Source organism: Nostoc sp. (genome assembly GCF_036917235.1).
In the GTDB taxonomy this organism is placed as follows: Bacteria; Cyanobacteriota; Cyanobacteriia; order Cyanobacteriales; family Nostocaceae; genus Nostoc.
In genome coordinates, this window is sequence record NZ_JBALDU010000080.1 from 52,126 (window position 1) to 77,113 (window position 24,988).

18 protein-coding genes are annotated in these 24,988 nt (G+C 41.7%); 14 read left to right on the top strand and 4 right to left on the bottom strand.

Features of this window, described 5'->3' with window-relative positions; genetic code table 11:
- The first annotated feature begins 337 nt into the window (after window positions 1-337).
- The 12 genes from V7K44_RS23205 (at window position 338) to V7K44_RS23260 (ending at window position 15,604) form a co-directional block, all read left to right on the top strand.
- On the top strand, window positions 338-1,981 hold the full coding sequence (locus V7K44_RS23205; RefSeq protein ID WP_334934786.1) for an FAD-binding protein: 1,644 nt from the start codon (window positions 338-340) through the stop codon (window positions 1,979-1,981).
- Window positions 1,978-2,307 carry a 4Fe-4S binding protein gene (locus tag V7K44_RS23210; RefSeq protein WP_334934788.1) on the top strand — a complete coding sequence of 110 codons (330 nt, stop codon included), beginning with the start codon at window positions 1,978-1,980 and terminating at the stop codon, window positions 2,305-2,307. The genes V7K44_RS23205 and V7K44_RS23210 overlap by 4 nt, the downstream gene beginning before the upstream one ends.
- Window positions 2,308-2,593: 286 nt before the next feature.
- Window positions 2,594-3,604: an ABC transporter substrate-binding protein gene (locus V7K44_RS23215; protein ID WP_334934790.1), complete on the top strand. Its 1,011-nt coding sequence runs from the start codon at window positions 2,594-2,596 to the stop codon at window positions 3,602-3,604.
- A 231-nt stretch (window positions 3,605-3,835) separates the two neighbouring features.
- The gene (locus V7K44_RS23220; protein ID WP_334934792.1) at window positions 3,836-5,320 is read left to right on the top strand and encodes an amidohydrolase family protein; all 1,485 of its coding nucleotides are present in this window, start codon (window positions 3,836-3,838) and stop codon (window positions 5,318-5,320) included.
- Window positions 5,321-5,473: 153 nt separating this feature from the next.
- Window positions 5,474-6,955 carry an amidohydrolase family protein gene (locus tag V7K44_RS23225; RefSeq protein ID WP_334934794.1) on the top strand — a complete coding sequence of 494 codons (1,482 nt, stop codon included), beginning with the start codon at window positions 5,474-5,476 and terminating at the stop codon, window positions 6,953-6,955.
- 247 nt (window positions 6,956-7,202) lie between these two features.
- Window positions 7,203-8,384, top strand: coding sequence for an acyl-CoA dehydrogenase family protein (locus V7K44_RS23230; RefSeq protein ID WP_334934796.1), 1,182 nt, complete (start codon window positions 7,203-7,205; stop codon window positions 8,382-8,384).
- 117 nt (window positions 8,385-8,501) lie between these two features.
- A complete protein-coding gene (locus tag V7K44_RS23235; protein ID WP_334934798.1) occupies window positions 8,502-9,323 on the top strand; it encodes a class I SAM-dependent methyltransferase in 822 nt (273 codons plus the stop codon).
- Between the two features lie 301 nt (window positions 9,324-9,624).
- The gene (locus V7K44_RS23240) at window positions 9,625-10,719 is read left to right on the top strand and encodes an aliphatic sulfonate ABC transporter substrate-binding protein (protein ID WP_334934800.1); all 1,095 of its coding nucleotides are present in this window, start codon (window positions 9,625-9,627) and stop codon (window positions 10,717-10,719) included.
- A gap of 37 nt (window positions 10,720-10,756) precedes the next feature.
- Complete coding sequence (locus tag V7K44_RS23245; RefSeq protein ID WP_334934802.1) at window positions 10,757-11,620, top strand: TauD/TfdA dioxygenase family protein; 864 nt, start codon at window positions 10,757-10,759, stop codon at window positions 11,618-11,620.
- 289 nt (window positions 11,621-11,909) lie between these two features.
- Window positions 11,910-13,100: an aliphatic sulfonate ABC transporter substrate-binding protein gene (locus V7K44_RS23250; RefSeq protein WP_334934803.1), complete on the top strand. Its 1,191-nt coding sequence runs from the start codon at window positions 11,910-11,912 to the stop codon at window positions 13,098-13,100.
- A gap of 161 nt (window positions 13,101-13,261) precedes the next feature.
- Entirely contained in the window at window positions 13,262-14,350 is a 1,089-nt protein-coding gene (locus tag V7K44_RS23255; protein ID WP_334934805.1) for a sulfonate ABC transporter substrate-binding protein, read from the top strand.
- A 213-nt stretch (window positions 14,351-14,563) separates the two neighbouring features.
- Window positions 14,564-15,604: an aliphatic sulfonate ABC transporter substrate-binding protein gene (locus V7K44_RS23260; RefSeq protein WP_334934807.1), complete on the top strand. Its 1,041-nt coding sequence runs from the start codon at window positions 14,564-14,566 to the stop codon at window positions 15,602-15,604.
- A 348-nt stretch (window positions 15,605-15,952) separates the two neighbouring features.
- Here the strand turns inward: V7K44_RS23260 and V7K44_RS23265 are convergent, their stop codons facing one another.
- On the bottom strand, window positions 15,953-18,985 hold the full coding sequence (locus V7K44_RS23265; RefSeq protein ID WP_334934809.1) for a PAS domain S-box protein: 3,033 nt from the start codon (window positions 18,983-18,985) through the stop codon (window positions 15,953-15,955).
- A gap of 322 nt (window positions 18,986-19,307) precedes the next feature.
- Here V7K44_RS23265 and V7K44_RS23270 point away from each other — a divergent pair, with 322 nt between their 5' ends.
- On the top strand, window positions 19,308-19,592 hold the full coding sequence (locus V7K44_RS23270) for a hypothetical protein (RefSeq protein ID WP_334934811.1): 285 nt from the start codon (window positions 19,308-19,310) through the stop codon (window positions 19,590-19,592).
- 191 nt (window positions 19,593-19,783) lie between these two features.
- On the top strand, window positions 19,784-21,982 hold the full coding sequence (locus tag V7K44_RS23275) for a CHASE2 domain-containing protein (RefSeq protein WP_334934813.1): 2,199 nt from the start codon (window positions 19,784-19,786) through the stop codon (window positions 21,980-21,982).
- Between the two features lie 157 nt (window positions 21,983-22,139).
- On the opposite strand, the gene V7K44_RS23280 is transcribed toward V7K44_RS23275, so the two are convergent.
- The 3 genes from V7K44_RS23280 to V7K44_RS23290 form a co-directional block, all read right to left on the bottom strand.
- Window positions 22,140-22,496 carry a hypothetical protein gene (locus V7K44_RS23280; RefSeq protein WP_334934815.1) on the bottom strand — a complete coding sequence of 119 codons (357 nt, stop codon included), beginning with the start codon at window positions 22,494-22,496 and terminating at the stop codon, window positions 22,140-22,142.
- Window positions 22,493-22,762 (bottom strand): hypothetical protein, encoded by a 270-nt coding sequence (locus V7K44_RS23285; RefSeq protein WP_334934817.1) that lies wholly within the window; start codon window positions 22,760-22,762, stop codon window positions 22,493-22,495. Before V7K44_RS23285 ends, V7K44_RS23280 begins: the two co-directional genes overlap by 4 nt.
- 630 nt (window positions 22,763-23,392) lie before the next feature.
- Window positions 23,393-24,376 carry an RNA polymerase sigma factor, RpoD/SigA family gene (locus tag V7K44_RS23290; protein ID WP_334934819.1) on the bottom strand — a complete coding sequence of 328 codons (984 nt, stop codon included), beginning with the start codon at window positions 24,374-24,376 and terminating at the stop codon, window positions 23,393-23,395.
- Window positions 24,377-24,988: the final 612 nt, after the last annotated feature.

A 24,988-nucleotide genomic window follows, 5' to 3' on the forward strand; every position in this document is an offset into this window, starting at 1 on the left:
TCGAATTTAAATATTTTATATTTTATCAACCAAAATTAGACCATTACACAAAAGACGCTACAAAGCAAGTTATTGAGAAAGATAACTCAGTTGGTTTTACATAAATTTACGTTTGGAGTTGTTTGGTAAAATGCTTGCTTTTTGTTGAAAACTGTGAAAGACTTTATTATACTAAAAACTACGGTTTGTCGATCGATTTAAAGTATTTGAGTAATGTCAAGCTAATCAGAACCTGTATTAAGCGATCGCAATTTCTAGATTTTTAAATATTTATTTTGCAGTATGGATGGGGTGAAGACTTGATGCTTAAGAGTTTATTGATGGAGGGAAATGGTAGATGCTGAAGACGTTAACAAACGATTTTGAACTCGACTTAGAAGCAGATGTGCTTGTGATTGGAGGCGGGCCATCTGGAACTTGGGCGGCTTGGAGTGCTGCATCAAGTGGAGCTAGGGTTGTCCTCGTAGACAAAGGGTATTGTGGAACAACTGGATGCGCTGCTGCATCTGGAAATGGTGTGTGGTATGTGCCACCCGATCCAGAAGCACGAGAAACTGCAAAGGCGAGTCGAGAATCGTTGGGTGGGTTTTTATCCGATCGCAGTTGGATGGATCGAGTACTGGATCAGACCTATACAAACGTCAATCAGTTAGCAGAGTGGGGTTATCCCTTCCCTACCGACGATGAAGGCAAACCCTATCGGCGATCGCTGCAAGGGCCTGAGTATATGCGGCTGATGCGGCGGCAAATTCAACGTGCTGGAGTCAAGATTTTAGACAACAGCCCCGCCTTAGAATTACTGGTTGATGACGATGGTGCTGTTGCCGGTGCAACAGGTGTGAACCGTCAGACTGGTGAGAAATGGATAGTGCGATCGCAGTCCACAATTATCGCAACTGGTGGCTGTGCATTTCTCAGTAAAGCGTTAGGATGCAACGTCCTGACGGGGGATGGTTATCTGATGGCGGCAGAAGCAGGAGCCGAGATGTCGGGCATGGAATTTTCTAATGCTTATGGCATCTCTCCCGCCTTTTCTTCAGTTACCAAAACCCTGTTTTATAATTGGGCAACTTTCACCCACGAAGATGGTACTGTTATTCCGGGGGCAAGTTCTCATAGACGGTCAGTAATAGCTCAGACATTACTACAACAGCCAGTCTACGCCATCATAGACAAAGCGGCGGAATCAATGCGGCCATCTATGCGTTTAGCACAGCCCAACTTCTTTTTACCCTTTGATCGTGCAGGCATCGATCCATTTACTCAACGTTTCCCTGTGACTCTGCGTTTAGAGGGAACTGTGCGCGGAACGGGGGGAATTCGGATTGTAGATGAGAGTTGTGCCAGTACTATACGAGGACTCTATGCAGCTGGAGATGCAGCCACACGCGAACTAATTTGTGGCGGATTTACTGGCGGTGGTAGTCATAATGCAGCTTGGGCAATATCTTCTGGTTATTGGTCGGGGAAATCGGCTGCTGAATATAGCCGCAGTTTGGGAGAATACAAAACTCAACGACAAGTTAAGGGAGTTGGAGAGGTAGTATTAGATAGTGGAAGCGATCGCTCCTTAGCAACTGATGAAATTATTCAAGCAGTCCAAGCTGAAGTATTCCCTTACGAAAAGAACTATTTCCGTACAGAACAAGGTTTAACCGAGTCTTTGAGTAAGCTAAATCATCTTTGGCAAGAACTCCGCAGTAGCCAGGTAACTTCAGATAAAGAGCTGATCCGGGCGCGAGAAGCTGCCGCAATGGTAGCCACAGCGCGATGGATGTACAGCAGTGCCATTGAACGTAAAGAAACTCGTGGTATGCACAGACATCTAGACTATCCAGAACAAGATGCTAACCAGCAACATTACTTGATTAGTGGCGGATTAGATCGAGTCTGGGTAAAGAGTCAGCCGCTACTAAATACAGAAGATATTTCGCAATCCAAAATCGAAAATCCAAAATCGAAAATAGGGGTGGCAGTGTGATTGAGTTGGTCAGCGAGTCGCGGTGCATAGAATGTAATCTCTGCGTGAATATTTGTCCAACCAATGTGTTTGACAGAGTGCCAGATACACCGCCAACCATTGCCCGACAGAGTGACTGTCAAACCTGTTATATGTGCGAATTGTATTGTCCAGTTGATGCCCTTTATGTTGCACCAGAAAGCGATATGAAAACTTCAGTCAACGAGGCAGAATTAATAGAAGTTGGGCTACTGGGTAGTTACCGTGAAAACATTGGTTGGGGACATAAACGCACTTCAACAGCAAAAGCCGATGAAACATTCCAAATTTTGAAGCAGATGAAATAGTGCGGTGGAGAAAATAGTCATGCTGGCATTAAAGAAGGTAGGAGGCAAGAAGCAGGAAGCAGAATGTAGTCCTAGAAAATTTAGGAATTTTGAGTCTAGTGACTGTTTTAAAACTCGAAGATCCCCCCTAACCCCCCTTTTTAAGGGGGGAAAAGAAATTCTTAAAGCCCTTCTTAAAGAAGAGGGAAAAGAAATTCTTAAAGCCCCCCTTTTTAAGGGGGGTTGGGGGGATCTTCAAAGACTAGGTTGCTTAACCAGAGGTTTGAAAATACGCCCTAAATATCTTATGTCTAGTACGAGATTATCAACCTCGATGGCTTGTGTCCTGCTGCTACTAACTACAGGATGTAGCCAAGGGGAAACTAAATCTGCTCAATCTGTTGAGGCTGTTAATGTTAATAACACTCTTGCTGCATCCAATAATATTTCTACATTACGAATAGGTTATGTAGGTAGTTCAGAACCTACAGGGCCACTTGGTTGGGCTAAGAAAAAAGGAATTTTAGATCGTGAGTTGCAAAAATCAGGATTTAAAAATATTACTTTTGCAAGATTTCCTAACGGACCCGATCTAAATGAGGCGCTTGTCGCCGGACAATTAGATGTTGGTTCTTTAGGCGATACACCAGCCATAGTTTTGAGAGCGAGGGGTCAAGAAACCCGACTGCTGCGGATTACTCAATTTAATACAACCGCTTGGTTAGTGGCGAAAAAGAATGGCCCGCGATCGCTTGCTGAACTTAAGGGACAAAAAATAGCTACCCAAAAAGGTTCTTATATGCATCGATACCTACTGGGACTATTAGCTGAAGCTAAAATTGCCAAAGATGTAAAAGTTGTTCACTTGATGACTACTGAGGCAAAAGCAGCTTTAGAACGTGGTGATGTCGCAGCTTATGCAACCTCAAGCGATCTAGGGCCTTTTCTCAAATCACAAGGGTTTCCAGTGATTGATTCTTCAGCAAATCATCAGGGTTTGTCAGGGACATCATTAGTTGTCGCAACTGAAAGCTTTTTGGCGAAACAACCTGATTTTTCACATAAATTTAATGCAATTCTGACAGAAGCAGCCAAGGATTTAAAAGCCAATTCTGAAGAATATTATCAGTACCACGCCCAAATTACTAAATATCCCATCGATATCATCAAAGTATCGTTACCACTCAAACAAATATCAGAAGAACCATTACCAGTCGAGGGCGTGAAACTTTTAGAAGGGACAAAGAATTTTTTAGTTTCGCAGGGTTTAGCAAAGTCAAACTTTCAATTAACAGATTGGGCTATTAAAGAAAAATAAAGAGTGGAGGAGATGAGGAAGCAGAAATCAGTAACTTTTCTGAGCAAGAAAAACAAATTTTTGTAATTAAGTCTTTCAAAGGCTCAACTCCCAAGCTCAAAGGTGCAACTCCCAAGCTAAAAGGTGCAACTCCCAGGCTCAAAGGCTCAACCGTCATATTTCAAAAGCTTTTTGCTTGCCTCCTGGCTCCTGCCTTTTGAGCAATCCATCTACAAATTCAGGTAAAATGCTATGACTATTGCACTAGACCGTCCACAGAAAACTAAGTCTGCTCAAATTCGGGAAAAACTGGGTTATCCGATCATTGACACTGATATACATACTCAAGAATTTCCCCCAGCATTCTTGGACTATTTAGAGCAAGTTGCTGGAACTGCGATCGCACAGCGTTTTCAAGAACACTTACCGGGTGCATCTCGCTCTAAATGGTTCAAGCAATCTTGGGATGAACGCCGCGCTAACCGCACCGCCCGCCCTCCTTTTTGGACTCGTCCCACTAACGACGCTTTAAATTTAGCTACCGTTAGTTTACCTAAGTTGTTACACGAACGCTTACAAGAAGCTGGTACAGACTTTGCCGTTGTGTATCCCAACTTGGCAACGATGGCACCACATATCGGCAATGAAGAAATGCGGCGGGCTGTTTGTCGGGCGGCTAATACTTATCACGCTGATATTTTCCGTCCTTATAGCGATCGCTTAACACCCATTGCTGCTATTCCTATGCATACGCCCGAAGAGGCTATCGCAGAATTAGAATATGCGGTGAAAGTACTGGGACTTAAAGCCATTAAAATCCCCGGACATATCCGCCGCCCGATTCCCGCCTTCGAGAAATATGGCGAAGAAGTAGCTAACGAAGCCATCTGGATTGATACCTTTGGCTTGGATAGCAAGTATGATTACGATCCCTTCTGGGCGAAGTGCGTAGAACTGAAAGTTGTACCCACCACCCACTCTTCCGGTATGGGCTGGATAAATCGGCGTTCCATTAGCAATTACCAATACAACCATATTGGTCACTTTGCATCGGCTGGAGAAGCGCTGTGTAAATCTCTGTTCTTTGGTGGTGTAACTCACCGCTTCCCTACACTCAAGTTTGCTTTCTTAGAAGGAGGTGCAGCTTGGGGTGCTAGTTTGTACACCGATTTGATTTGGCATTGGGATACCCGCAATAAAGATCATTTGGTGGAAAATAACAATCCCGCCAATATCGATCGCGAAGAATTGCTAGAACTCTATACCCGCTATGGTGGTGAATTAATACACGATCGTTTGGATCAGCTAGGTAGCGGTTTAGGTTTCCACGCTGAGTTATTATCTCCTTTAGAACCAGGTGATTTGGATGAATTCGCCGTTGCAGGAGTTACCAAGCCAGAAGATATCCGCGATCGCTTCTTGAATCATTTCTACTTCGGCACAGAATCAGATGATACCCGTGTAGCTCAAGCCTTTAACCGGAAAGCTAATCCTTATGGCGACAGGGTTAAAGCATTCTTAGGTTCCGATTCTGGTCACTGGGATGTATCTGATATTACTGCGATCGCAGCTAATACCTATTCAATGGTAGAACGCAAGATTATCACCGAAGAAGATTTGGAGTACTTTCTGTCAATTCATCCCTTGGAGTTGTACACCAGCCTCAATCGTGACTTTTTCAAAGGTACAACTGTCGAAAAAACAGCAGATGAATTTTTAGCTCGCGCCGACCGTTAATTCCATCTTCTCGTTATGTCCCTCAATCTTGATGATCCCCCCAACCCCCCTTAAAAAGGGGGGCAAAAAGTGGCTCAATTCCCCCCTTTTGAAGGGGGGCTAGGGGGGATCTAAAGATACACAAATCTTTTGAATAATTTAGGGTAGACTATCATGACGATCGCTCTAGACCGCCCACAAAAAACCAGGTCTGCTCAAATTCGCGAAAAACTTGGTTATCCCATCATTGACACTGATGTACATACCCAAGAATTTGAACCAGGAGTCTTGGATTATTTAGAGCAAGTTGGTGGAACTGCACTTGTCGAACGTTTCAAAGAAAATTTACCAGGATCTTCTCGCTTTAAGTGGTACAAACAAACTTGGGAAGAACGTTTTGCTTATCGCACCAATCGCCCTAACTGGTGGGGTCGTCCCACAAAAAATACTTTGAATTTGGCTACAATTAGTTTGCCCAAGTTGCTGCACGAACGCTTGGAAGAAGCAGGTACAGACTTTGCCGTTGTGTACCCCAACTTGGCAACAATGGCTCCGAATATCGGCAACGAAGAAATGCGGCGGGCTGTTTGTCGAGCAGTTAACACCTACCATGCTGATATTTTCCGTCCTTATAGCGATCGCTTAACACCCATTGCCGCTATTCCGTTGCACACTCCCGAAGAAGGGATTGAAGAGTTGGAATATGCAGTAAATGTTCTCGGACTTAAAGCAATTCAAATCCCCGGTTACGTTCGTCGTCCAATTCCTGCCTTTGAGAAGTATGGCAAAGAAGTCGCTAACGAAGTGGTTTGGATTGATAACTTTGGCTTAGATAGCCAGTATGATTACGATCCATTCTGGGCTAAGTGCGTAGAATTGAAAGTTGTACCTACAACCCATGCTTCTAGCCAAGGTTGGACAACTCAGCGTTCCGTCACCAACGCCCAATATAATCACATTAATCACTTTGCCTTTGCAGCAGAAGCATTATGCAAATCGCTGTTCTTTGGTGGAGTTACCCGCCGCTTCCCGCAATTAAAATTTGCCTTTTTGGAAGGTGGTTCAGCTTGGGGTGCTAGTCTATACGCTGATATTATTTGGCATTGGGAAACCCGGAACAAACAACACTTGTTATCAAATAACAATCCTACTATTATCGACAAGGAAGCATTAGTAGAATTATATACTCGCTATGGTGGCGAACTGGTAGATGGACGCTTAGATAAAATTGGTGACGGTTTAGGATTCCACCATCAACTATTAGCTCCAGAAAATCCGGGTGAACTCGACGAATTTGAACTAGCAGGAATTGAGAAACCAGAAGATGTGCGCGATCGCTTCTTGAATCATTTCTACTTCGGTACAGAATCAGACGATACCCGTGTATCTCAAGCCTTTAATCGTGCAGCTAATCCCTTTGGCGATAGAGTTAAAGCCTTCTTGGGTTCCGATTCCGGTCACTGGGATGTGCCTGATATCACCGCCGTTACTGCCAACGCCTACTCAATGGCAGAACGCGAAATCATTACCGAAGAAGACCTCCGCTACTTCCTCTCAATCCATCCTTTGGAGTTGTATACCAGTCTCAATCAAGACTTCTTCAAGGGTACAGGTGTTGAGAAAGCCGCAAACGAATATCTGGCGGCTAAGAAATAACTGTCATTAGTCATTAGTCATTTACAAAGCACAAAGGACTAATGACTAATGACATTACAACGTTCCATGTTCCATTTCCTCTGTTCACTTGTAGCGTGGGCCCTTGCCCACTCTACATTTCTCTTAAGTTGTGTATCAAAGGAAAGTGTGTCTTGTTTCACTTTCACAAGGAACAGATTGGAAACCTCTTGTATTAAGCATTTTTCTGGGTTCGCCCTAATTACGAATTACAAAAGGTGATTTGATTATGGTGCTAGATATTACAAAACCAAAGGATTACATTGACCTAGCAACTTCTCTATCCAAGGAACTTGCTCAATCCGCAGTTGAACGGGATGCTAAAGCTGGAGTTCCAGAAGAGGAAATTAATAAACTGCGTGAAAGTAGACTGCTACCGCTGATTGTACCTAAGCAATATGGTGGCATTGGTGCAACTTGGATTGATGCTTTAAAAATTGTCAGAAAACTGTCAAAAGCTGATGGTTCAATTGGTCAGTTATATGGTAATCATCTCAATTTGACGGCTTTGGGTCACGTTTCCGGCACGCCAGCCCAAAAGGAAAAATATTATAGAGAAACTGCCAAGAATAACTTATTTTGGGCAAATGCCATTAATACAAAGGATACTAGGCTGAAAATTAACCCGGAAGGTGAGAATTTTCGGGTTAATGGTGTTAAAAGCTTTGGTACAGGTATTTCCGTTGCAGATTATCGGGTATTCTCCGCTTTAGAAGATGGCGTAGAATTGCCCTTCATATTCATAATTCCCAAAGACAGAGAAGGGTTAGTTTCTAATCAAGATTGGGATAATATTGGGCAACGTCGCACTGATAGCGGTAGTTATACATTTAATAATGTCCTAGTAGAAAAAGACGAGATTTTGGGGCCACCCAATCCCTCTGATAGTGCCTTCTCAACTTTTCTTGGTATTATTGCCCAGCTAACAAAAACCAACGTTTATTTAGGAATTACTAAAGGAGCCTTCGCCGCCGCTCGTGAGTACACTAAAACTACTACTCAACCGTGGATTACATCGGGGGTAGATAGTGCGACTCAAGACCCATATATTCTGCATCATTACGGAGACTTTTGGCTTGAAATTCAAGCCGCGATCGCACTAGCCGACCAAGCAGCCGAGAAGGTACAAGCAGCATGGGACAAAGATGCAGAACTGACTCATCAAGAAAGGGGAGAAGTTGCGATCGCAGTTTCCGCAGCCAAAGCATTAGCTACCCGTGTAGGTATAGATATTACCAACCGCATCTTTGAAGTTACGGGAACTCGCGCCACAGCAACCAAATATGGATTTGACCGTTACTGGCGAGATTTGCGAACCTTTACCCTCCACGATCCTGTGGATTACAAATTGCGTGCGATCGGTGATTGGGTACTCAACGATGAATTACCTGTAATCACCCAATATTCTTAGGGCATTGGTTATTTCTCTCTCCAGCTTAAGAGCTTCTCCTGCTCCCTCATTCCCATAGACGCGATGAATCGCGTCTCTACATAATCCAAAATCTAAAATCCAAAATCCAAAATTGATATGACTCAACTAAAAACACTTCCCACCTACGACCCAAGTTTATTTGAGGGAGCCGCAGAGGGCTACGCTCAATATAGAACCAAATACCCACCGATTGTATTCGACAAACTAGCCGAAATATTTAATCTCAATGGTGAAGGACGACTCCTTGATTTAGGTACTGGCCCAGGATTAATTTCAATTGGTCTACGAACCAAATTTGAAGAAGTTGTGGCGATCGATCCCGATCCAGAAATGATTGCAGAAGCCAAACGGCAAGCAGCAGCAGTCGGAGCAAATAATATTACTTGGTTAGAGCAAGGAGCAGAGTTAATCGACTCTAGTTTAGGGAAATTTAAGTTAACCACAATTGGTAGAGCCTTCCATTGGATGGAACGCGAATTAGTGCTAGAACGCCTTTATGACTTGCTGACTGATGATGGTGCAATAGCACTGCTTCAGACTGGTGATAACCCTTGGGAAAGCAATCTACCCTGGAAACAAGCTGCTGTTGGAGTAGTAAAGAAATGGTTAGGTGAAGAACGCCGGACTGGACAACGAGGACAAGGTACTCGTAAGCCACTCGATCCTCCTCATGAAGTTGTAATTGGCAATTCAGCTTTTGCTCGTCAAGAAAGCTATGAAGTGCCATTTGAAAAATCTTGGACTGTCGATAGTTATCTCGGCTACTTATACACAACAGCCTTCTCTCTCAAAATTTTCTATGGCAATAACGCCCCAGCATTTGAAAAGGATATCAGAGAAGCGCTACTAGCAGTTGAGCCGTCTGGACATTTTACAGAAGAACTCGAAGCTACAATTCTAGTCGCTTGGAAGCACTAACAAAATTGAACGCTACCCAAACAGAGTTCCACTTACAAATTTTAATCTTCCACTAGCACGACATTGGAGTGGGCCCTCTCACTCCATTTCCTAAATTTTTGCCTCCTAAATACTAAAGTTTCAGTTCCTCGAGTCGTTGCGGGATGGGTAATCCCCACTCTTTTCTCTAATTTCATAAGTAAAGTTTTTGAATTACAAAAAACATCTATTGATTAGAGTTTCCAAATAAACTTTTCATTCTTGATATTGCAATCAATCACCATTGTTATAACCACCTAAAAGGGAACCAATAAAATAACCCATGCCAGCTTTAAAAGGAAAGTTTGAATTCAGAAAAAGTCCAAGAACAACACGCCGTTCTTTGTTATTTGCTTTGGGCTACTGCTTAATGTTATCGACAACCCTATCAAGTTGTAATGAAGCCAAAAATAACACTCAACAGTCAGCAGCTTCCCCCGTATCTGTAGCTTCATCTAGCACTACAGAGAAGCAAGTAGTGCGAATTGTACGTTCAAAACAACTTTCCGCTTTAGCAGTTTTAGAAAAGCAGGGTTCCTTAGAAAACCGATTAGAGCCTCTGGGTTTTAAAGTGCAGTGGGCTGAGTTTGCAGCTGGGCCACAACAGTTAGAAGCCTTAAATGCAAATGGATTGGATATTGCATCTACAGCCGAATCGCCTCCTATATTTTCCCAAGCAGCAGGAGCGCCCCTTGTTTATCTAGCTACTACACGCCCTAGTGGGAAAGCTATTTCACTTTTAGTTCCTGTAAACTCTCCGATTAAAACTGTTAGCGATTTGAAGGGTAAAAAAGTAGCTTTTCAGAAAGCTTCTATCGGTCACTACCTATTAGTTAAAGCACTAGAAGATGCAGGGTTGAAACTGAGTGATGTCCAATCGATTTTTTTAGCTCCGGCAGATGCAAATGCAGCATTCAGTCAGAATAAGGTGGATGCTTGGTACATTTGGGAGCCATTTGCTACTAGAAATGAACAAAATAAAATTGCTCGTGTTTTAGCAGATGGTGGAAAGTTGCGGGATACTGGCAACTTTTATTCAACCTCACGTCAATTTTATCAGGCTCATCCTGATGTAATCAAAGTGTTTTTGGAGGAGCTAGAAAAGTCAGAAATATGGACTAAGGATCATCCCAAAGAAGTAGCACAACTGCTTGCTCCTGTAACTCAGTTAGATCCGCCGACTTTAGAAAAAATGCATAAAAAATATGACTATGGGTTGCTACCAATCACTGATAAAACTATTACCAAGCAACAGGAAGTTGCAGATAAGTGGTACAGCTTAGGACTTATCCCCAAGAAGGTGAATGTTAAAGACGGGTTTTTGACACCTGAAGAGTACGCCAAAATTACTCCTTCAGAGGTGTTAGCGAATAAGTAGTTATCCCCAAGAATAAACTAAAACACAGGAGAATATTATGTCTTCCTCGACTTTGACAAAAGTTAAAATTAGGTCTATTGATGCTCCTTTGGGAGCTATCGTTATTGATCTTGATGCTAGTCAACCAATCGCGCCTGAAGTCATTCTACAACTTAAGGAAGCTTTGCGCGATCGCCACATCCTAATCTTCAAAGATCAAAAGCTCTTCGATAAAGAACTTTTGAACTTTTCTCTATACTTTGGTGCGCTTTTTGTACCATCTGATGAAACTCCAGTATTGGCTTCTAAACCAGGAGAAACTCCGGTAGTGATTCCAATTTCCAATGTCGATGGTGGCTATACTGGTACTGGAGAATTAACTTTCCATTCCGATCACAAATGGACTCTTACGCCATCTAGTGGTTCGCTTCTTTACGCTTTGGAAATACCAACTCATGGTGGAGATACTTATTGGTTAAATACCAATTTAGCCTATGAGGCATTAAATGAAGCTACCAAAGAACGGATTGCAGATTTGCAGTTAATTACCTACAACCCATTTTTGCGAGATCGGAATGCACCCCGCTCTTTGTATCGTTTAGACAAAACTATTCCTTTAATAAGTCCGGTCTTTCCCCATCCTTTAGTTAGAACACATCCAGAGAGTGGTAAAAAGCATCTTTATTTAGATGCTGCTACAGAAGTGGAAATTGTCGGGTTAGAGCCGGAAGAAGGATCTAAATTGATTGAACAGTTAAGGCAACATCTAACTCAACCCAAGTTCTACTACCAACACAAATGGTCAGTAGGTGATATTGTCTACTGGGATAATCAAGCTACCTTGCATTACCGTCAAGCATTTGATCCAAATGAGCGACGAGTCTTAAAGCGGGTTAGCCTTGCAGGTAGTCGTCCATTTTAGGATTTATAGCTCAGAAGATTAATCTAATGGGCATTTAATTCTATATATTCTTAAGGCAGTCAATAGTCAAGAGTTATTCTGATTATTGACTGATTAAATTTGTCTAAATATCACTCTATATACTTATAAACATAAATCGTGAAAAACTTACTTTTTTGTTTAAAACAAGTGTTTATAAATACTTTATTCTCAGATAAGAATTGATAATATCTAAACTGAAATTGCGAGTAATTAATATTCACAAAAAGCGCTAAAGGTAAAATTATTAAATTTAGATATAAAAAATCTTATGGCACTTTTAAAATTTTTGCAAAGTCTCAATTTATCTATCAATAAGCCTCAAGAATCAAAAAAAAGCAACACAAAGATAATATATGAGTATAGTCTAAATATTAAACCTATAGAAGCAAAATATAAAATTGAGCATGAACATATATCTTTACTGATAGCTGCTTGCTCCCTCACGATACCAATGAGCCTTGTTGGTTGCAGCCAAGAAACTAAAACTACTCAAAACGAAATATCTTCAATTAGTACACAATCTCAAAGTCAAACAGTTTCTAATACTCCACAAAAACAAGAGTTACGAGTTGTCTATTCTAAGCTTGGTTCTCTTGCAGTGATGAGAAAGCAAGGAACTCTAGAAAAAAGTTTGGCAGCAAAGAATTTTACTCTCAAGTGGCTAGAGTTTGCTGCTGGCCCACAAGCTTTAGAAGCGTTAAATACTGGTTCCCTTGATATTGCAGCTACAGCTGAGTCACCACCTATATTTGCTCAAGCCGCAGGTACACCTCTTGTATATATTGCAACGACCCGATTTAATGGTAGAGGAGTTTCTTTTTTAGTACCAAAAAACTCTCAGATTAAAAGTGTTGCTGACTTTAAGGGCAAAAAAATCTCCTTTCAAAAAGCCTCTATTGCCCACTATGTTTTGCTAAAAGCGTTACAAAAAGAGGGGCTAAAACTGAGTGACGTAAAATCTCTGTTTCTGCCACCTCCAGATGCAAATGTAGCTTTTAGTCAGGGAGGAATTGATGTTTGGGTAATTTGGGAACCTTACATTACTAGAAATGTCCAAAAAAATCTTGGTCGTGTATTAATAGATGGACAAGGACTTCAGGATCTTGGTAGCTTTTATACTACCTCACGTAAGTTTGCCAAAGAGCATCCTGAGATTCTCAAAGTTTTTCTAGATGAGTTTATCAAAGCTGAAGATTGGTCGCAGAAAAATATTGACAAGTTAGCAGAACTTGAGACTGGTGACGTTGGTATTGATGTATCTACTCTCAAAACAATTTATAGTAAAGCAGTATATGGTTTGCTACCAATTACCGATGAAGTTGTTAAAAAACAACAACAAATAGCTGATTTATGGTATGCACAAGGACTTTTACCAAAAAAGGTTAATGTCAAAGATGGAGTACTTACTCCAGAAGAATATAAAGCATTCACACCTGATTCAATTAAATCTAATAAGTAATTCAATCAGAATTCAGGATTCAGAATCAAGACGCTCTCTACGAGACGCTGCGCGTAGTTTGCTTCTGACTGAGACTACACAATCAACTTTAGTAATTGGAAAAGTTAAGCTTTTCGCCAATGTTTTTATATCAGTATTTAATCAAAAGCTAAGGTGCAAAAATGTTTCAAAATTTAGTTAAATCTAAGACAAGAGTAATTAGTAAATTTTCATTGTTTTTAATACCTAGTTTTATAGGTTTATCTACTACTTTAATTAGTTGTACGTCAACTGTATCTAACACAAATGTAGGAACTGTTCCTAAAGCAGAACCAGCAGGAGCTAAGACTATAACTTTTAAAACAAAGTTACTGCGAATAGGGTATCAAAGCTCTGGTGATTTAGTTAGAGTCAGAGGAGTTTTAGAAAAACGTTTGGAGCCTTTGGGGTTGAAAGTAGAGTGGTCACAATTTGCTCAAGGGCCACAACTTATGGAAGCGATGAATGTGGGCAAAATTGATATTGGCTCTGTTGGAGAAACACCTCCCATCTTTGCCCAAGCTGCGGGTGCAAGAATTATCTATTTGGCTGGGAGAAGACTTGGGCCTAATTCAGGTAAAGGTAGTGCGATCGCAGTTCCTAAAGATTCTCCAATTAAAAAATTAGCTGATATCAAAGGTCAAAAAGTAGTCTTTCAAAAAGGTTCTGCTTCTCACTATTTTATCATCCAAGCTTTAAAAGAAGTAGGTTTAAAATATAGTGATATTCAAGTTTTGAGTATGCCCAATGTCGAAGCGCGTGGTGCATTTATTCAGGGCACTATTCCAGTTTGGGTAACTGGCGATCCTCATTTAGCTTTGGTAGAAAAACTCCACGGTGCGCGTGTGCTGAGAGATGCAACCAATATCGGTACTCCAGGCGGATACTATGTAGGAACACGAGAATTTGCTAAGGAAAATCCCGAATTAGTTCGCATTATCTTAGAAGAAATTGATAAAAATGGTCAATGGGCAGAAGCGAATCGTAAAGAAGTAGCCAAACTCATAGCACCTGTACTCAAAATTGATTTACCCATTCAGGAAATAATTTCTAGTCGTGCTACTTATCGCCTGAGAGGAATTACTCCAGAACTAATGCAAGCCCAGCAAAGTGTTGCTGATTTGTTCTATAACGAAAAAATCTTACCCAAAAAGATTGATGTTAAAGAAGCATTACTCACGCCTCAAGAATATGCAACTATTACTCCACCAACACTGATAAGTGAAAAGTAGAGAATAATCAAATATGAAGTTTGTTTTTTTAAACAAACTAGAATACCAATTTACTAAATGCACAAGGAGATTTGTTTAAGTAGCAGAATCTCAATTTTTTGCCATAAGTTGGTGTTCTAGGAGGTTTAAATGATAACTTCCTACGATCTTACTTGCTTTTTAAAGTAAGACTGACAACGTAAAAGCTAAAACTTACTAGGAAAATCATAACTGATGAACAAGTCATTTCAACCACAACGCCGTACAGTCCTAAAGCGTGTTGTCCAATATTCTGCATTGGGACTGTTTACTTTATTATCTCCGTTGGCTGGTAGCCTTATGCAAACCACTCAAGCGCTGCCAAATGCCAAAGTAATTAACTTGGCTTATCAAAGTTCTGGTGATATTGTTAAGTCCAAAAAAGCTGTTGAGCCACGTTTCAAAGCATTGGGTGTAACCGTGAATTGGGTTGGGCCATTTGCAGCAGGGCCGCAATTGATAAAAGCGCTGAATGAAGGTAAGGTCGATATCGGTAATGTCGGAGAGACACCTCCAATATTTGACCAAGCTGCACGCCCAGGCCTTATCCCTGAAGTTGTCTATCTTACTGGACGCACGCCCAGCGATGGTACCAACCAAGGTATTGTGGTGAAAGCTAATTCTCCTATTAAGAAATTAGCCGATCTTAAAGGGAAGAAAATTGCTTTTCAGGTAGGGTCAAATGCACAGTATTTACTAACAAAAGCGTTAAAAGAGGTAGGGTTAAAAATTAGCGATATTCAAATCGTTGCTTTGACTCCACCTGAAGCCCGCGATGCCTTTATTCAAGGCAAGGCTGACGCCTGGGTGGGTGGCGATCCCCTTTTAGCTGCTGTGGAAAAAACTACCCCGATTCGTAATCTGAGAAATGCAAAAGGAATTAACACTCTCAACGGGTTTTATATTGGCAGGCGTGCATTTGTTATCCAAAATCCGCAATTGGTACGAGTGTTTTTAGAAGAAGCAGAGAAGGTAGGAGAGCAGGCTGAAAAAAACCCAAGCGATTATGCCAAAATTTTAGTTGATGAACAGAAATTAGATCCAGCAGTTGCACTAAAGGTGGCAAGTCGTCGTACTTATAAATTGAGAAAAATTACACCTGCGATTATTGCCGAACAGCAGCGCGTTGCTGATTTTTATTTTGATGAAAAAGTCATCTTGCGTAAGATTGATATTAAACAAGGGATTCTTTCTGAGCTACAATATAAAGCAAGCATACCTGATAATATCAAGTAACGGTAAACAGGTAGAAGCAGGTTTATTCAGCTATTAACTTAGCTAGCTATTACACTGTAGCGGAAGTTTGCCTAACTTTAACAAGGGGCTTAACAAGTTGCTCAACTAACTTGTTAAGCCTATTGTCTGGTTATAGCGGTTCTCGGTTGAGTGAGGTACAAGAACCCCACCCCCAACCCCCTCCCCGCAAGCGAGGAGGGAGGCTAAGATGTACCTCATGTGATTAGGAAACGCTACAAGTAAAAACCGAAGAAGGAACAACGGATCGCGAATATTCTGACAGATATGATTTAGAACTGACAATTAGTTTTAACTGTATCAAGTAATGGTGAACAGGTAGAAGCAGGTTTATTCAGCAATTAAGTTGGCGATCGCATCTACTAACTCGCTTGGCTCGACTGGTTTGGCTATATGCTTGTTAAATCCGGCTGTTAGTACCTGTTGAGCGTTCATTTCTCCAGCATAGGCGGTAAGTGCGATCGCGCGAATTTTTCCTCCCTGCTCTGGTGGCAGTGTTCTCAACTGTCGCATGAACATACATCCATCCACTTCTGGCATCCCAATATCGCTTAAAAGTATATCTGGTAAGGATTGGGCTAAAGTAGCTAGGGCTTCATTTGCTGATGTGACTGCTGTTACATTTGCCCCATACTGCTCTAGTAAGAAGACAATAAATTCTCGCGTATCTGTATCATCATCCACTACTAAAATTTTGACACTATTCAAATTTGAGGATGGCTCAGAATTGCTACTGTCTTGTTTAATCTCTAATTGATTTTGGATTAACGGTAGTCTTACAGTAAAAGTTGCCCCCCGATCTTCGCCCCCACTTTCTACCTGGACTGTCCCGCCATGCAGTTCGACTAAGTGACGGACGATCGCTAATCCTAACCCCAATCCACCAAATTTTCTGGTGGTGCTGCTATTCTCTTGGCGAAAATATTCAAAAACGTAAGGCAGAAAATTAGGGTCGATGCCTTTCCCTGTGTCGCTGACTTGAAGCAGTGCTGAGTTGGAATGAGGACATGATGATAGTCGAATATCAACTCGTCCGCCTTCTGGTGTAAACTTAACCGCATTTGAGAGCAAGTTCCAAACGATTTGCTGCAATCGGTTGGAGTCTCCCAAAACTTGTCCCAAATTTGGTTCCAGGCTAATGTGCATCTCAATTGACTTAGCTTCTGCCGATAGCCGCACTGTCTCCATTGCTGCCGAAATCACAGATGTCAGATCGACTGGGTAAATATTCAAGCTGATTTTACCTTGTAAAATCCGGGAGATATCCAGTAAATCTTCAATCAGTTGAGCCTGTAACCTCGCATTTCGCTCAATAGTCTTCAGCGCTTGAGGAACTGTCTTTTCATCAAGCTTTTTGGTTTGGAGAAGCTTTGCCCATCCTAAAATTGGGTTGAGTGGCGATCGCAATTCATGAGAAAGTACTGCCAGAAACTCATCTTTTATCCGGTTGGCATTTTCTGCTGCTTTCCGAGCGGTTTGTTCTGCCTCGTATAGACGGGCACGTTCCATCGCTTGAGCGCACTGCTGTGCGAGTGCCAGCATAAAGGCTCGATCGTCTTGATTAAACTGCTGAATTTCGGTAAAAGCTAGAGACATTCCACCGATAGCTCGTCCCTCAACGATCAATGGAATCGAAATCCAAGCGCCGTAGTTGGACTGAGTGTATTCCTGAGCCAGATTTGCGTAACGAGCAATCCTTGTTTCGGTTGGCTCTTGCCAAATAGGCTGCTTAGTTCTTACTGCTTCTGCCAGTGGTGCAGAAGCATTAATCGAGAATCGACGCCAGGAATCTACTATTTCTTGTTGCTCGCCACCAGTTCGGATAAGTTCTAATTCAGTGCCGCTTTGAGTTAGTAGTGCCACAAAAACAGAACTAGCTCCTAAAGCTGCTATACCTTGCTCCACAATTACTTCAACAACTTGTGTCGCAGTTAAAGATTCAGAAAGGGCAGCGGTAATTGCTTGCAGACGGGTAGTGCGAGATGCTGCGCGTAAAGCCGCCTGTTGAGATTGCTGTGCTTCTCTGTAGAGTCGGGCATTGTCAACAGCGATCGCTGCCCGGCCAGCCAACTCCTCAGCTAACATCAGGCTTTTGTTATCGTAGCGACGACCTGAAGAAGATACCAAAGTCATAACTCCCAGCACTCGTCCCCGCAGGATTAACGGTACACTCATCCCAGATGTCGGATTTAATTCTTGCAATATTTTAAAGTGACTGGCGTTGTGGGTTAACCCTTGGATTTGTTCCTCAGAAATCAAATGAATAATTTGTGATTTACCCGTCCGTATTACCTCCGCAACACCTGCTGTTTGTGCCAAATCAGGGGGATAATTTTGTAACTGTTCTACCAATTCTTGTTTCGCTGAATTGGCATGGGCTGCTGCAACCCGACGAACTAATTGATTGTCACAAATAATATCAACTAAGCACCAATCAGCGATTTCCGGCACTGCTAAACGCGTCAAACCTGCTAGGGTTGTTTCGTAGTCCAATGATGCAGCCAAAATACCACTAGCCTCAGCTAAGAAACGCTGCTCCTCTTCTACCTGTTTGCGCTTAGTAATATCTCGCGAAGACGCTTGCATCTCTAAAATTTCTTGAGTTTGGCGATCGCGAATAGCTCGAATAGTTGCTTCCAACCAGATATAATGTCCGTCTTGGTGACGGGCACGGTGAGTAATGGTATAAATATCTGGTAAATCGGCATTGACTGGGTAATTATTGGCAATCTCTGCCAAATCATCAGGGTGAACTAACTCCTGGCTGGGATGACCGACTAATTCCTCTGGTTGATATCCCAGAACTGTGTAGCAAGCTGGTGAAACGTACAGAATAATTCCATCTACTCTAAGGCGGGAAATAATATCAGTTGAATTTTCAGCCAGCAGCCGAAAACACGCCTCACTGTCGCGCAGTTTGGCTTCAGCTTGCTTGCGTTCGGTAATATCGACGCACATTCCCACCCATTCGCGGATCTCGCCCATTTCATCGAGTATAGGCACACCGCGTATATTCATATAACGATATTCGCCGTCATGCCGTAGAACACGATACTCAGCAACTGCAACACTCTGTGTAGGAAACGCCTGTTGCCAAATTTCCACCATCAATGAACGATCTTCTGGGTGCAGTGCCTCAACCCAACCCCATCCTTTATATTGTTCGGGACTTTGCCCTGTGAACCCCTGCCAAGTCGGAATATCATCAACAACATTGCCCCAAGGTGCTGCCCTCCAGACAATGGATGCGCTAGCTTCTGCTAGTGAACGGTAGCGTGCTTCACTATCGCGCAGCGCAACTTGCTGTTCGCTCAAATATTGCTGCAAATCAGTAACCTCTTGAGCTTTCAGGTTCTCACTCATTTTAAAAGTATTTGGCTAAAAGCGACTTGCCAGGTTCTTCCATCTGCTGTAATAGTATATTTTGATTTTTCTAATGCAATATAGCAGATGCTATGGCTCTAACTGCACCCATCTAAGGTTATAGAGGTTGTCAAGAAAAGGCAGGGGAGCAGAGGGAGAAGAAGATCGCCTACAAGGGGCGGGGCTTGTACCGAAAATCATTTTTCCCCTCTGCCCCTCTGCCCCTCTGCTTTCTTGTAAGTTGGTGATTATGTATTACATCAACTATCATGCAAGCTATTTAAGCTAGTAATAGAATTGTTTCAATTCAGGGGATAAGAATATGAAGGTTTGGCTTGCTTGCTTTTTGGTGCTGTTTGCCTTAGCGGAACTGTTTGACTGGTTGCAAGAATTTAATCTGCCATTACCTATCTATATTTTGGGTGGCGCTTTTTTAGCTGTTGCTTCTAACTATGATAAAATTATTGGTTCCTATTTTGATGATTCCAGCATTGAAGCATCACTTGAACAACCTCAGTTAGATTCACTAACTCCATCGACTAATCCGATTTCTTTCCCAATTAGCAGTCCTGTTGAAGATGTTCAAACATCTCCAACAGATGATTAGAGCTTGTCTGATTCTATGGTTGACGCTGGGCGTAAGCTTGCTTTGAAAGTAGGAATACGTCAAAGCCTCTAAATAACAAGTAAATTGCTACATTAATAGGAGCTTCAGGTTAATTAGCTTTTAACCTAGATTCCCAAAATTGACTTCTGCGCCTACAACATCTACCCAATTCAGGCTACCGCCTCAACGCCGTGATTAGTGGACTATTAAAAAAACTCCGCGTACCTTTTGTCAAAGTTCAGGATTCCCGTGAAACTTCTAAGAGCAAAAGCTGGCTGCAAATTATTTTTGTTACCAGTATCGGAGTTACCGCCTTTATCTGGGGAGTTCGGGAAATCAAATGGTTACAGCCTTGGGAGTTAAGAGTTTATGACCAGATGTTGCGATCGCGCCCGGCAGAAGCACCCGATCGGCGGATTGTGCTAGTAAAAATTACTGATAACGATCTCAAACGCGAGAAATGGCCTCTATCAGATCTGACAATCAATCAGCTATTAAAGAAAATAGAGTCTTATCAACCGCGAATTGTTGGTTTATATCTTTTCCGACCAGAAGACAATAATTTGGCGGCTAATCTCCAAAATCAAGATAACATTGTCACTACCTGTTTGTTCAGCAGTTTGGGTAGAGATGAAATTCCCCCGCCGCCGAATGCCCCTATAGATAATGTCGGGTTTAGCGATGTGGTTGCTGACAATGAAAACGACCAAAGTCTCCGCCGCACTTTATTATTTGCTAACTCTACAGACAAGAAATGTACAACATCATTTGCATTTGGTGCATTAATTGCAATTAATTATCTAGAAAAACAAGGTATTGAATACGATTTCACTAAAAAAGGAGATTTTATATTAGGTAAAACCTTGTTTGGGCGTTTACAACCTAATTCTGGCGGCTACCAACATTTGGATGCACAAGGCTATCAAATATTATTAAATTACCGTCACCCCAACAACCTCGCCGACCAAGTAACCCTCACAGATGTTCTTAGCGATCGAGTCAACCCCAGTTTATTCAAAGACCGTCTGGTAATTATTGGCACTACAGCGGCTAATATCCCTCCAGGTGGCTTTTATACGCCCTACAGCGCTTTGCCAGATCAACCAGCCAGAATGTCTGCTCTATTTATTCATGCACAGATAGCAAGTCAACTCATCAGTACAGTGTTAGATGGACGACCCTTGATTTGGTATTGGCCAAACTGGATAGAACTTATTTGGGTGTGGGGCTGGTCGCTATTAGGTGGTGTTTTAGCATGGCGGTGGCAAAATCCGCTGCTTTTGCTAGTTGTGGAAACGATAACTCTATTTGGCTTAGTATTAATCTGCGTTGCTTTGTTTTTACAAGCTGGATGGGTGCCATTAATCCCTCCTGCTCTTGCTTTAGCGATTAGTAGTATCTGTGCGATCGCTTATACTAGCTACCAAAATCAACAGCAAACTCAGGTGATTGTTTTGCAAGTTGAAAAACAACAAGAAGCGATCGCCCAATTAAATGTACTCTTAGAAGATAAAACAGCAATTCCCGACTCGTCTGTTGACTTTCCTCCCCCAGTTGATTCACCAGAAATCAAATCAGGTGATTTGCTTTTGAGTGGACGCTACAAAATTTCTAAAACTCTTGGTGCAGGTGGATTTGGTCGGACTTATTTAGCACAGGATACTCAACGACCAGGTAATCCTACTTGTGTAGTTAAAAAGTTAATGCCAGCCCGTCAAGATACACGATTTTTGCAAGTCGCTCGCAGATTGTTTCATAGTGAAGCTGAAATTTTAGAAATTTTGGGTAAACATCATCAGATTCCTGAACTACTTGCTTATTTTGAAGATAACCACGAATTTTATCTAATTCAACAATATATTGAGGGACATACCCTAAGCGAAGAATTACCACCCGTACAAAATGTGCAAAACGAATTATTTGTGATGGAAATGCTCAAACAAGTTTTAGAAGTTCTAGAATTTGTTCACCAGCATCGAGTGATTCATCGCGATCTCAAACCGACTAATATTATTAGATGCGCTCAAAATAATCGCTTGGTATTGATTGACTTTGGTGCTGTCAAATTGATGCAACCGCCGAGTAGTGAGCAAACAGAATTAGCCACAGTAGCCATCGGGACGCGGGGTTATGCACCTCCAGAACAATTTGCCGGTCATCCCCGTTTATGCAGTGACATTTATGCTTTAGGAATGATTGCTATTCAAGCCATAACTGGCATACCACCGCAAGAACTTCATCCAGATCCAGAAACGGGGAATGTGATGTGGCGGCATACAACGCCAGTCAGCGAAGAATTAGCGGCAATTTTAGATAAAATGGTTTGCTATCATTTTAGCGATCGCTATCAATCGGCCACCGCAGTTTTACAAGATTTGAAACGGATGTAGCCTGGAAGGTGTGTTAACTAAATATTTATATAAGTCATCAATGACTGCATTCATTGCCAAAACACCAAAATTGTACCAAAGGTCTTGTATGTTTAGGCATGGGTTTAAGGTGTATTAACTAAATATTTAAATAAGTCATCGATTACTGCATTCATTGCTAAAATATCAAAACCGCCCCACTTTCCAGATACATCCGCTTCATCAAGCCTTCATGAGAACACTGTAAAATCTGACGTAACACCAGCCGCATTTGCCGTGTTATTTTTCCTTGGTGGTAATAAGGCTGTACCTTAACGCCCATTAAGGCTTGGCGCAGGTAAATTGGTATTTGTTCTAAATCTTCCTCGCTAAAATTTGGGAAAAATTGATGTGGTTCGATACTTAGATAAATTCGTGAATACTTCTCTCCGGCTTTCCAGTATTCAGTTTCTTTGATATCGCAGTTACATTCTGAATAATATTTTCCCACTGATTCGTCAGTCTCATCAGTTAAACTGTGGCGTTCAATTCTCACTTTTCCTGAGAGAAAAAACTCAATCCAAATTGAGATTCATCTAAACTATCTCTAATCCAAACCAAATCATCAATGAACTCTTGCTCAATTGTCGTCAGAGATAATCCACTTCGTAACTCTGTCCAGCATTCATATTTATTAACGACATCTAGAATCTTCCCTTGGTGGATAATTCCAAAACCTTTTAATTGTCTGGAAACTGTACCCTTTTGCTCACTTTCTGCCCACAGTTCTCCCCAGTCTGTAGATTTAATAACTTTTGTCATACTTTAATCATAATTACTTTCATTATCAAGCTGATATATGATTAGATATGAGGCATTTTTTGAAGTTACCGGAAAAGCAAAACTATCCTAAATAGGATGCTTATGCTCGCTCCCAGTCAGCTTTTTGGGAAATGGTGATAGTCATAGTGATCGCTCTGGCGGTAACTACCCCAACAAGCTATATAATCCTTTACTTAAATAAGAAATATTCTTAATTATTGCATGAAATATACCATCAGTAGACCGAAAAGTTCTGCGATCGCTCTGTGAAGGATACCTGCAAACCTGTATTTTTTAATACAATTTTCGAGAAGTTTTTTGACAAATATTACATAATTAAAACTAATGACTTAGATACAAAGGTAAGGGTAGCTCTCGCACCAGAACATTGTTCTGTTTCTGTATCTTGAAATTTTTGTCAAGTATTGGGGTGAAGAAGCATTTTGACTTAGAGGATTAATTAGTTTAGCTATGACTGCAACTACCCCGGTTTTAACTGATAAATCAAACCTTAAAAGAAGTAGTTAACTGTTTGGCAGAAAATGTTTTCAGCAAAAAAAAATCGCCCCCTGAATTCAGGAGGCGCATCACCAAGGTGGTGTAGAGACGCAAAATCTTGCGTCTCTAGTTTTAGCTAGCAACGTATTCTTTGACATTGGCGCGACGGCGACGCAGATGAGCCAAAGCTTGATGCTCTAACTGACGAACGCGTTCGCGGCTGAGATTCAATCTCTCACCCACTTTCGCCAATGACATTTCATTACCATCTTCTAAACCAAAGCGTAAAGCTACAACTTCTCGCTGTTGCGGGGTTAGTTCTGCTAGCAGATTGTTCAAGTCTTGGCGTAAGAATTCCTGGTTGGTGTAATACTCTGGTGATGGGCCATCATCTTCGAGCATTTCTTGCAACTCAGTATCCTGGTTTTCACCAACTCGCACATCCAAAGACACTGGTTGACGAGCCATATTCAGGTACTCGCGAATCTGAGCAGGTTCTAGTTCTAATGCTTTGGCAATTTCGGCTGGAGTCGGCGATCGCCCCAAGGTTTGAGCCAACTCGCGCTGCACTTTTTTGATTTTGTTCAGTTTCTCGGTAATGTGAATCGGTAAGCGAATAGTACGTCCTTGTTGAGCGATCGCCCGAGTAATTGCTTGGCGAATCCACCAGTAAGCGTAAGTTGAGAACTTATAACCCCTCATCGGGTCAAATTTCTCCACACCCCGCTCTAATCCCAGTGTTCCTTCCTGGATTAAATCCAGAAACTCCATATTTCGCTTTTGATACTTTTTAGCAATAGCAACAACCAAGCGTAAATTCGCTTCGATCATTTTTTGCTTTGCCCGCTTACCTTGCGCCACTGTTTGTTGCACATCGGTTTCCGATTGTTGAACGTGATCGGCCCACTCTGAAATATCCGGTTCGCGTTGCAACTTCTTCGCCAAAGCTTCCTTGGCGTCGATCAGCGTCATCATTTGTTGCACTTGCTTCCCAAAGACAATTTCTTGTTCGCGGGTTAGCAGTGGTACACGACCAATTTCTCGCAGATAGGTTCGCACCATATCAGCCGTGAATTTGGTGTTGAGGTTTTCGGTTTGGGTATTGACAGTAGGCATTGGTGCGATGTCCTCTACTTCGTAAAGATAATGTATGTTTTATTACTAAAATGGAGGGGAAAAGTAGTATATCTATCACGAAATATCGGGAGCTACCAAAAGCAATTAGTTAATTGATACAGCCGTTGTTAAGACGGTAAGCCCCCAATGATAGGTTCCCCTACCTCCCCTAAATTTTCAATCTTTTATAAGCACGCTGGTTATTTTTGAGAATTCTTCTCTTGGACAGTTACTAACACCGAACAGCAAATCCGAAGTCGGTATGAGTTCTACTTAACTTATGATACGATAAATCATGGCAAATAGTAAACTATCTTAAGATAAAGTCTATGATTATAATTCAAAAGCAGCCATTATAGAAAAAATTTAAAATTTCCTTTGAAATTACTGACTATATCTATAGTGACGCCAAAAACCTCTCTTCTGTTGCCAAAAACTAGCCGGATAACCGAACTTAATTTGCTGTGACAATGGAGGGATGTCAACCCCTTCTCTGCGAGACGCTACGCGAACGGGGAATTCAAAATTCAAAATTCAAAATTCAAAATTCAAAATTCAAAATTCAAAATTCAAAATTCAAAATTCAAAATTCAAAATTCAAAATTCAAAATT

What these genes read in the sequence shown, in the direction of transcription:
- V7K44_RS23205 (WP_334934786.1), top strand. Translation starts at nt 338, where the DNA reads ATGCTGAAGACGTTAACAAACGATTTTGAACTCGACTTAGAAGCAGAT.
- V7K44_RS23215 (WP_334934790.1), top strand. Translation starts at nt 2,594, where the DNA reads ATGTCTAGTACGAGATTATCAACCTCGATGGCTTGTGTCCTGCTGCTA.
- V7K44_RS23220 (WP_334934792.1), top strand. Translation starts at nt 3,836, where the DNA reads ATGACTATTGCACTAGACCGTCCACAGAAAACTAAGTCTGCTCAAATT.
- V7K44_RS23225 (WP_334934794.1), top strand. Translation starts at nt 5,474, where the DNA reads ATGACGATCGCTCTAGACCGCCCACAAAAAACCAGGTCTGCTCAAATT.
- V7K44_RS23230 (WP_334934796.1), top strand. Translation starts at nt 7,203, where the DNA reads ATGGTGCTAGATATTACAAAACCAAAGGATTACATTGACCTAGCAACT.
- V7K44_RS23235 (WP_334934798.1), top strand. Translation starts at nt 8,502, where the DNA reads ATGACTCAACTAAAAACACTTCCCACCTACGACCCAAGTTTATTTGAG.
- V7K44_RS23240 (WP_334934800.1), top strand. Translation starts at nt 9,625, where the DNA reads ATGCCAGCTTTAAAAGGAAAGTTTGAATTCAGAAAAAGTCCAAGAACA.
- V7K44_RS23245 (WP_334934802.1), top strand. Translation starts at nt 10,757, where the DNA reads ATGTCTTCCTCGACTTTGACAAAAGTTAAAATTAGGTCTATTGATGCT.
- V7K44_RS23250 (WP_334934803.1), top strand. Translation starts at nt 11,910, where the DNA reads ATGGCACTTTTAAAATTTTTGCAAAGTCTCAATTTATCTATCAATAAG.
- V7K44_RS23255 (WP_334934805.1), top strand. Translation starts at nt 13,262, where the DNA reads ATGTTTCAAAATTTAGTTAAATCTAAGACAAGAGTAATTAGTAAATTT.
- V7K44_RS23260 (WP_334934807.1), top strand. Translation starts at nt 14,564, where the DNA reads ATGAACAAGTCATTTCAACCACAACGCCGTACAGTCCTAAAGCGTGTT.
- V7K44_RS23265 (WP_334934809.1), bottom strand. Translation starts at nt 18,985, where the DNA reads ATGAGTGAGAACCTGAAAGCTCAAGAGGTTACTGATTTGCAGCAATAT.
- V7K44_RS23270 (WP_334934811.1), top strand. Translation starts at nt 19,308, where the DNA reads ATGAAGGTTTGGCTTGCTTGCTTTTTGGTGCTGTTTGCCTTAGCGGAA.
- V7K44_RS23285 (WP_334934817.1), bottom strand. Translation starts at nt 22,762, where the DNA reads ATGACAAAAGTTATTAAATCTACAGACTGGGGAGAACTGTGGGCAGAA.
- V7K44_RS23290 (WP_334934819.1), bottom strand. Translation starts at nt 24,376, where the DNA reads ATGCCTACTGTCAATACCCAAACCGAAAACCTCAACACCAAATTCACG.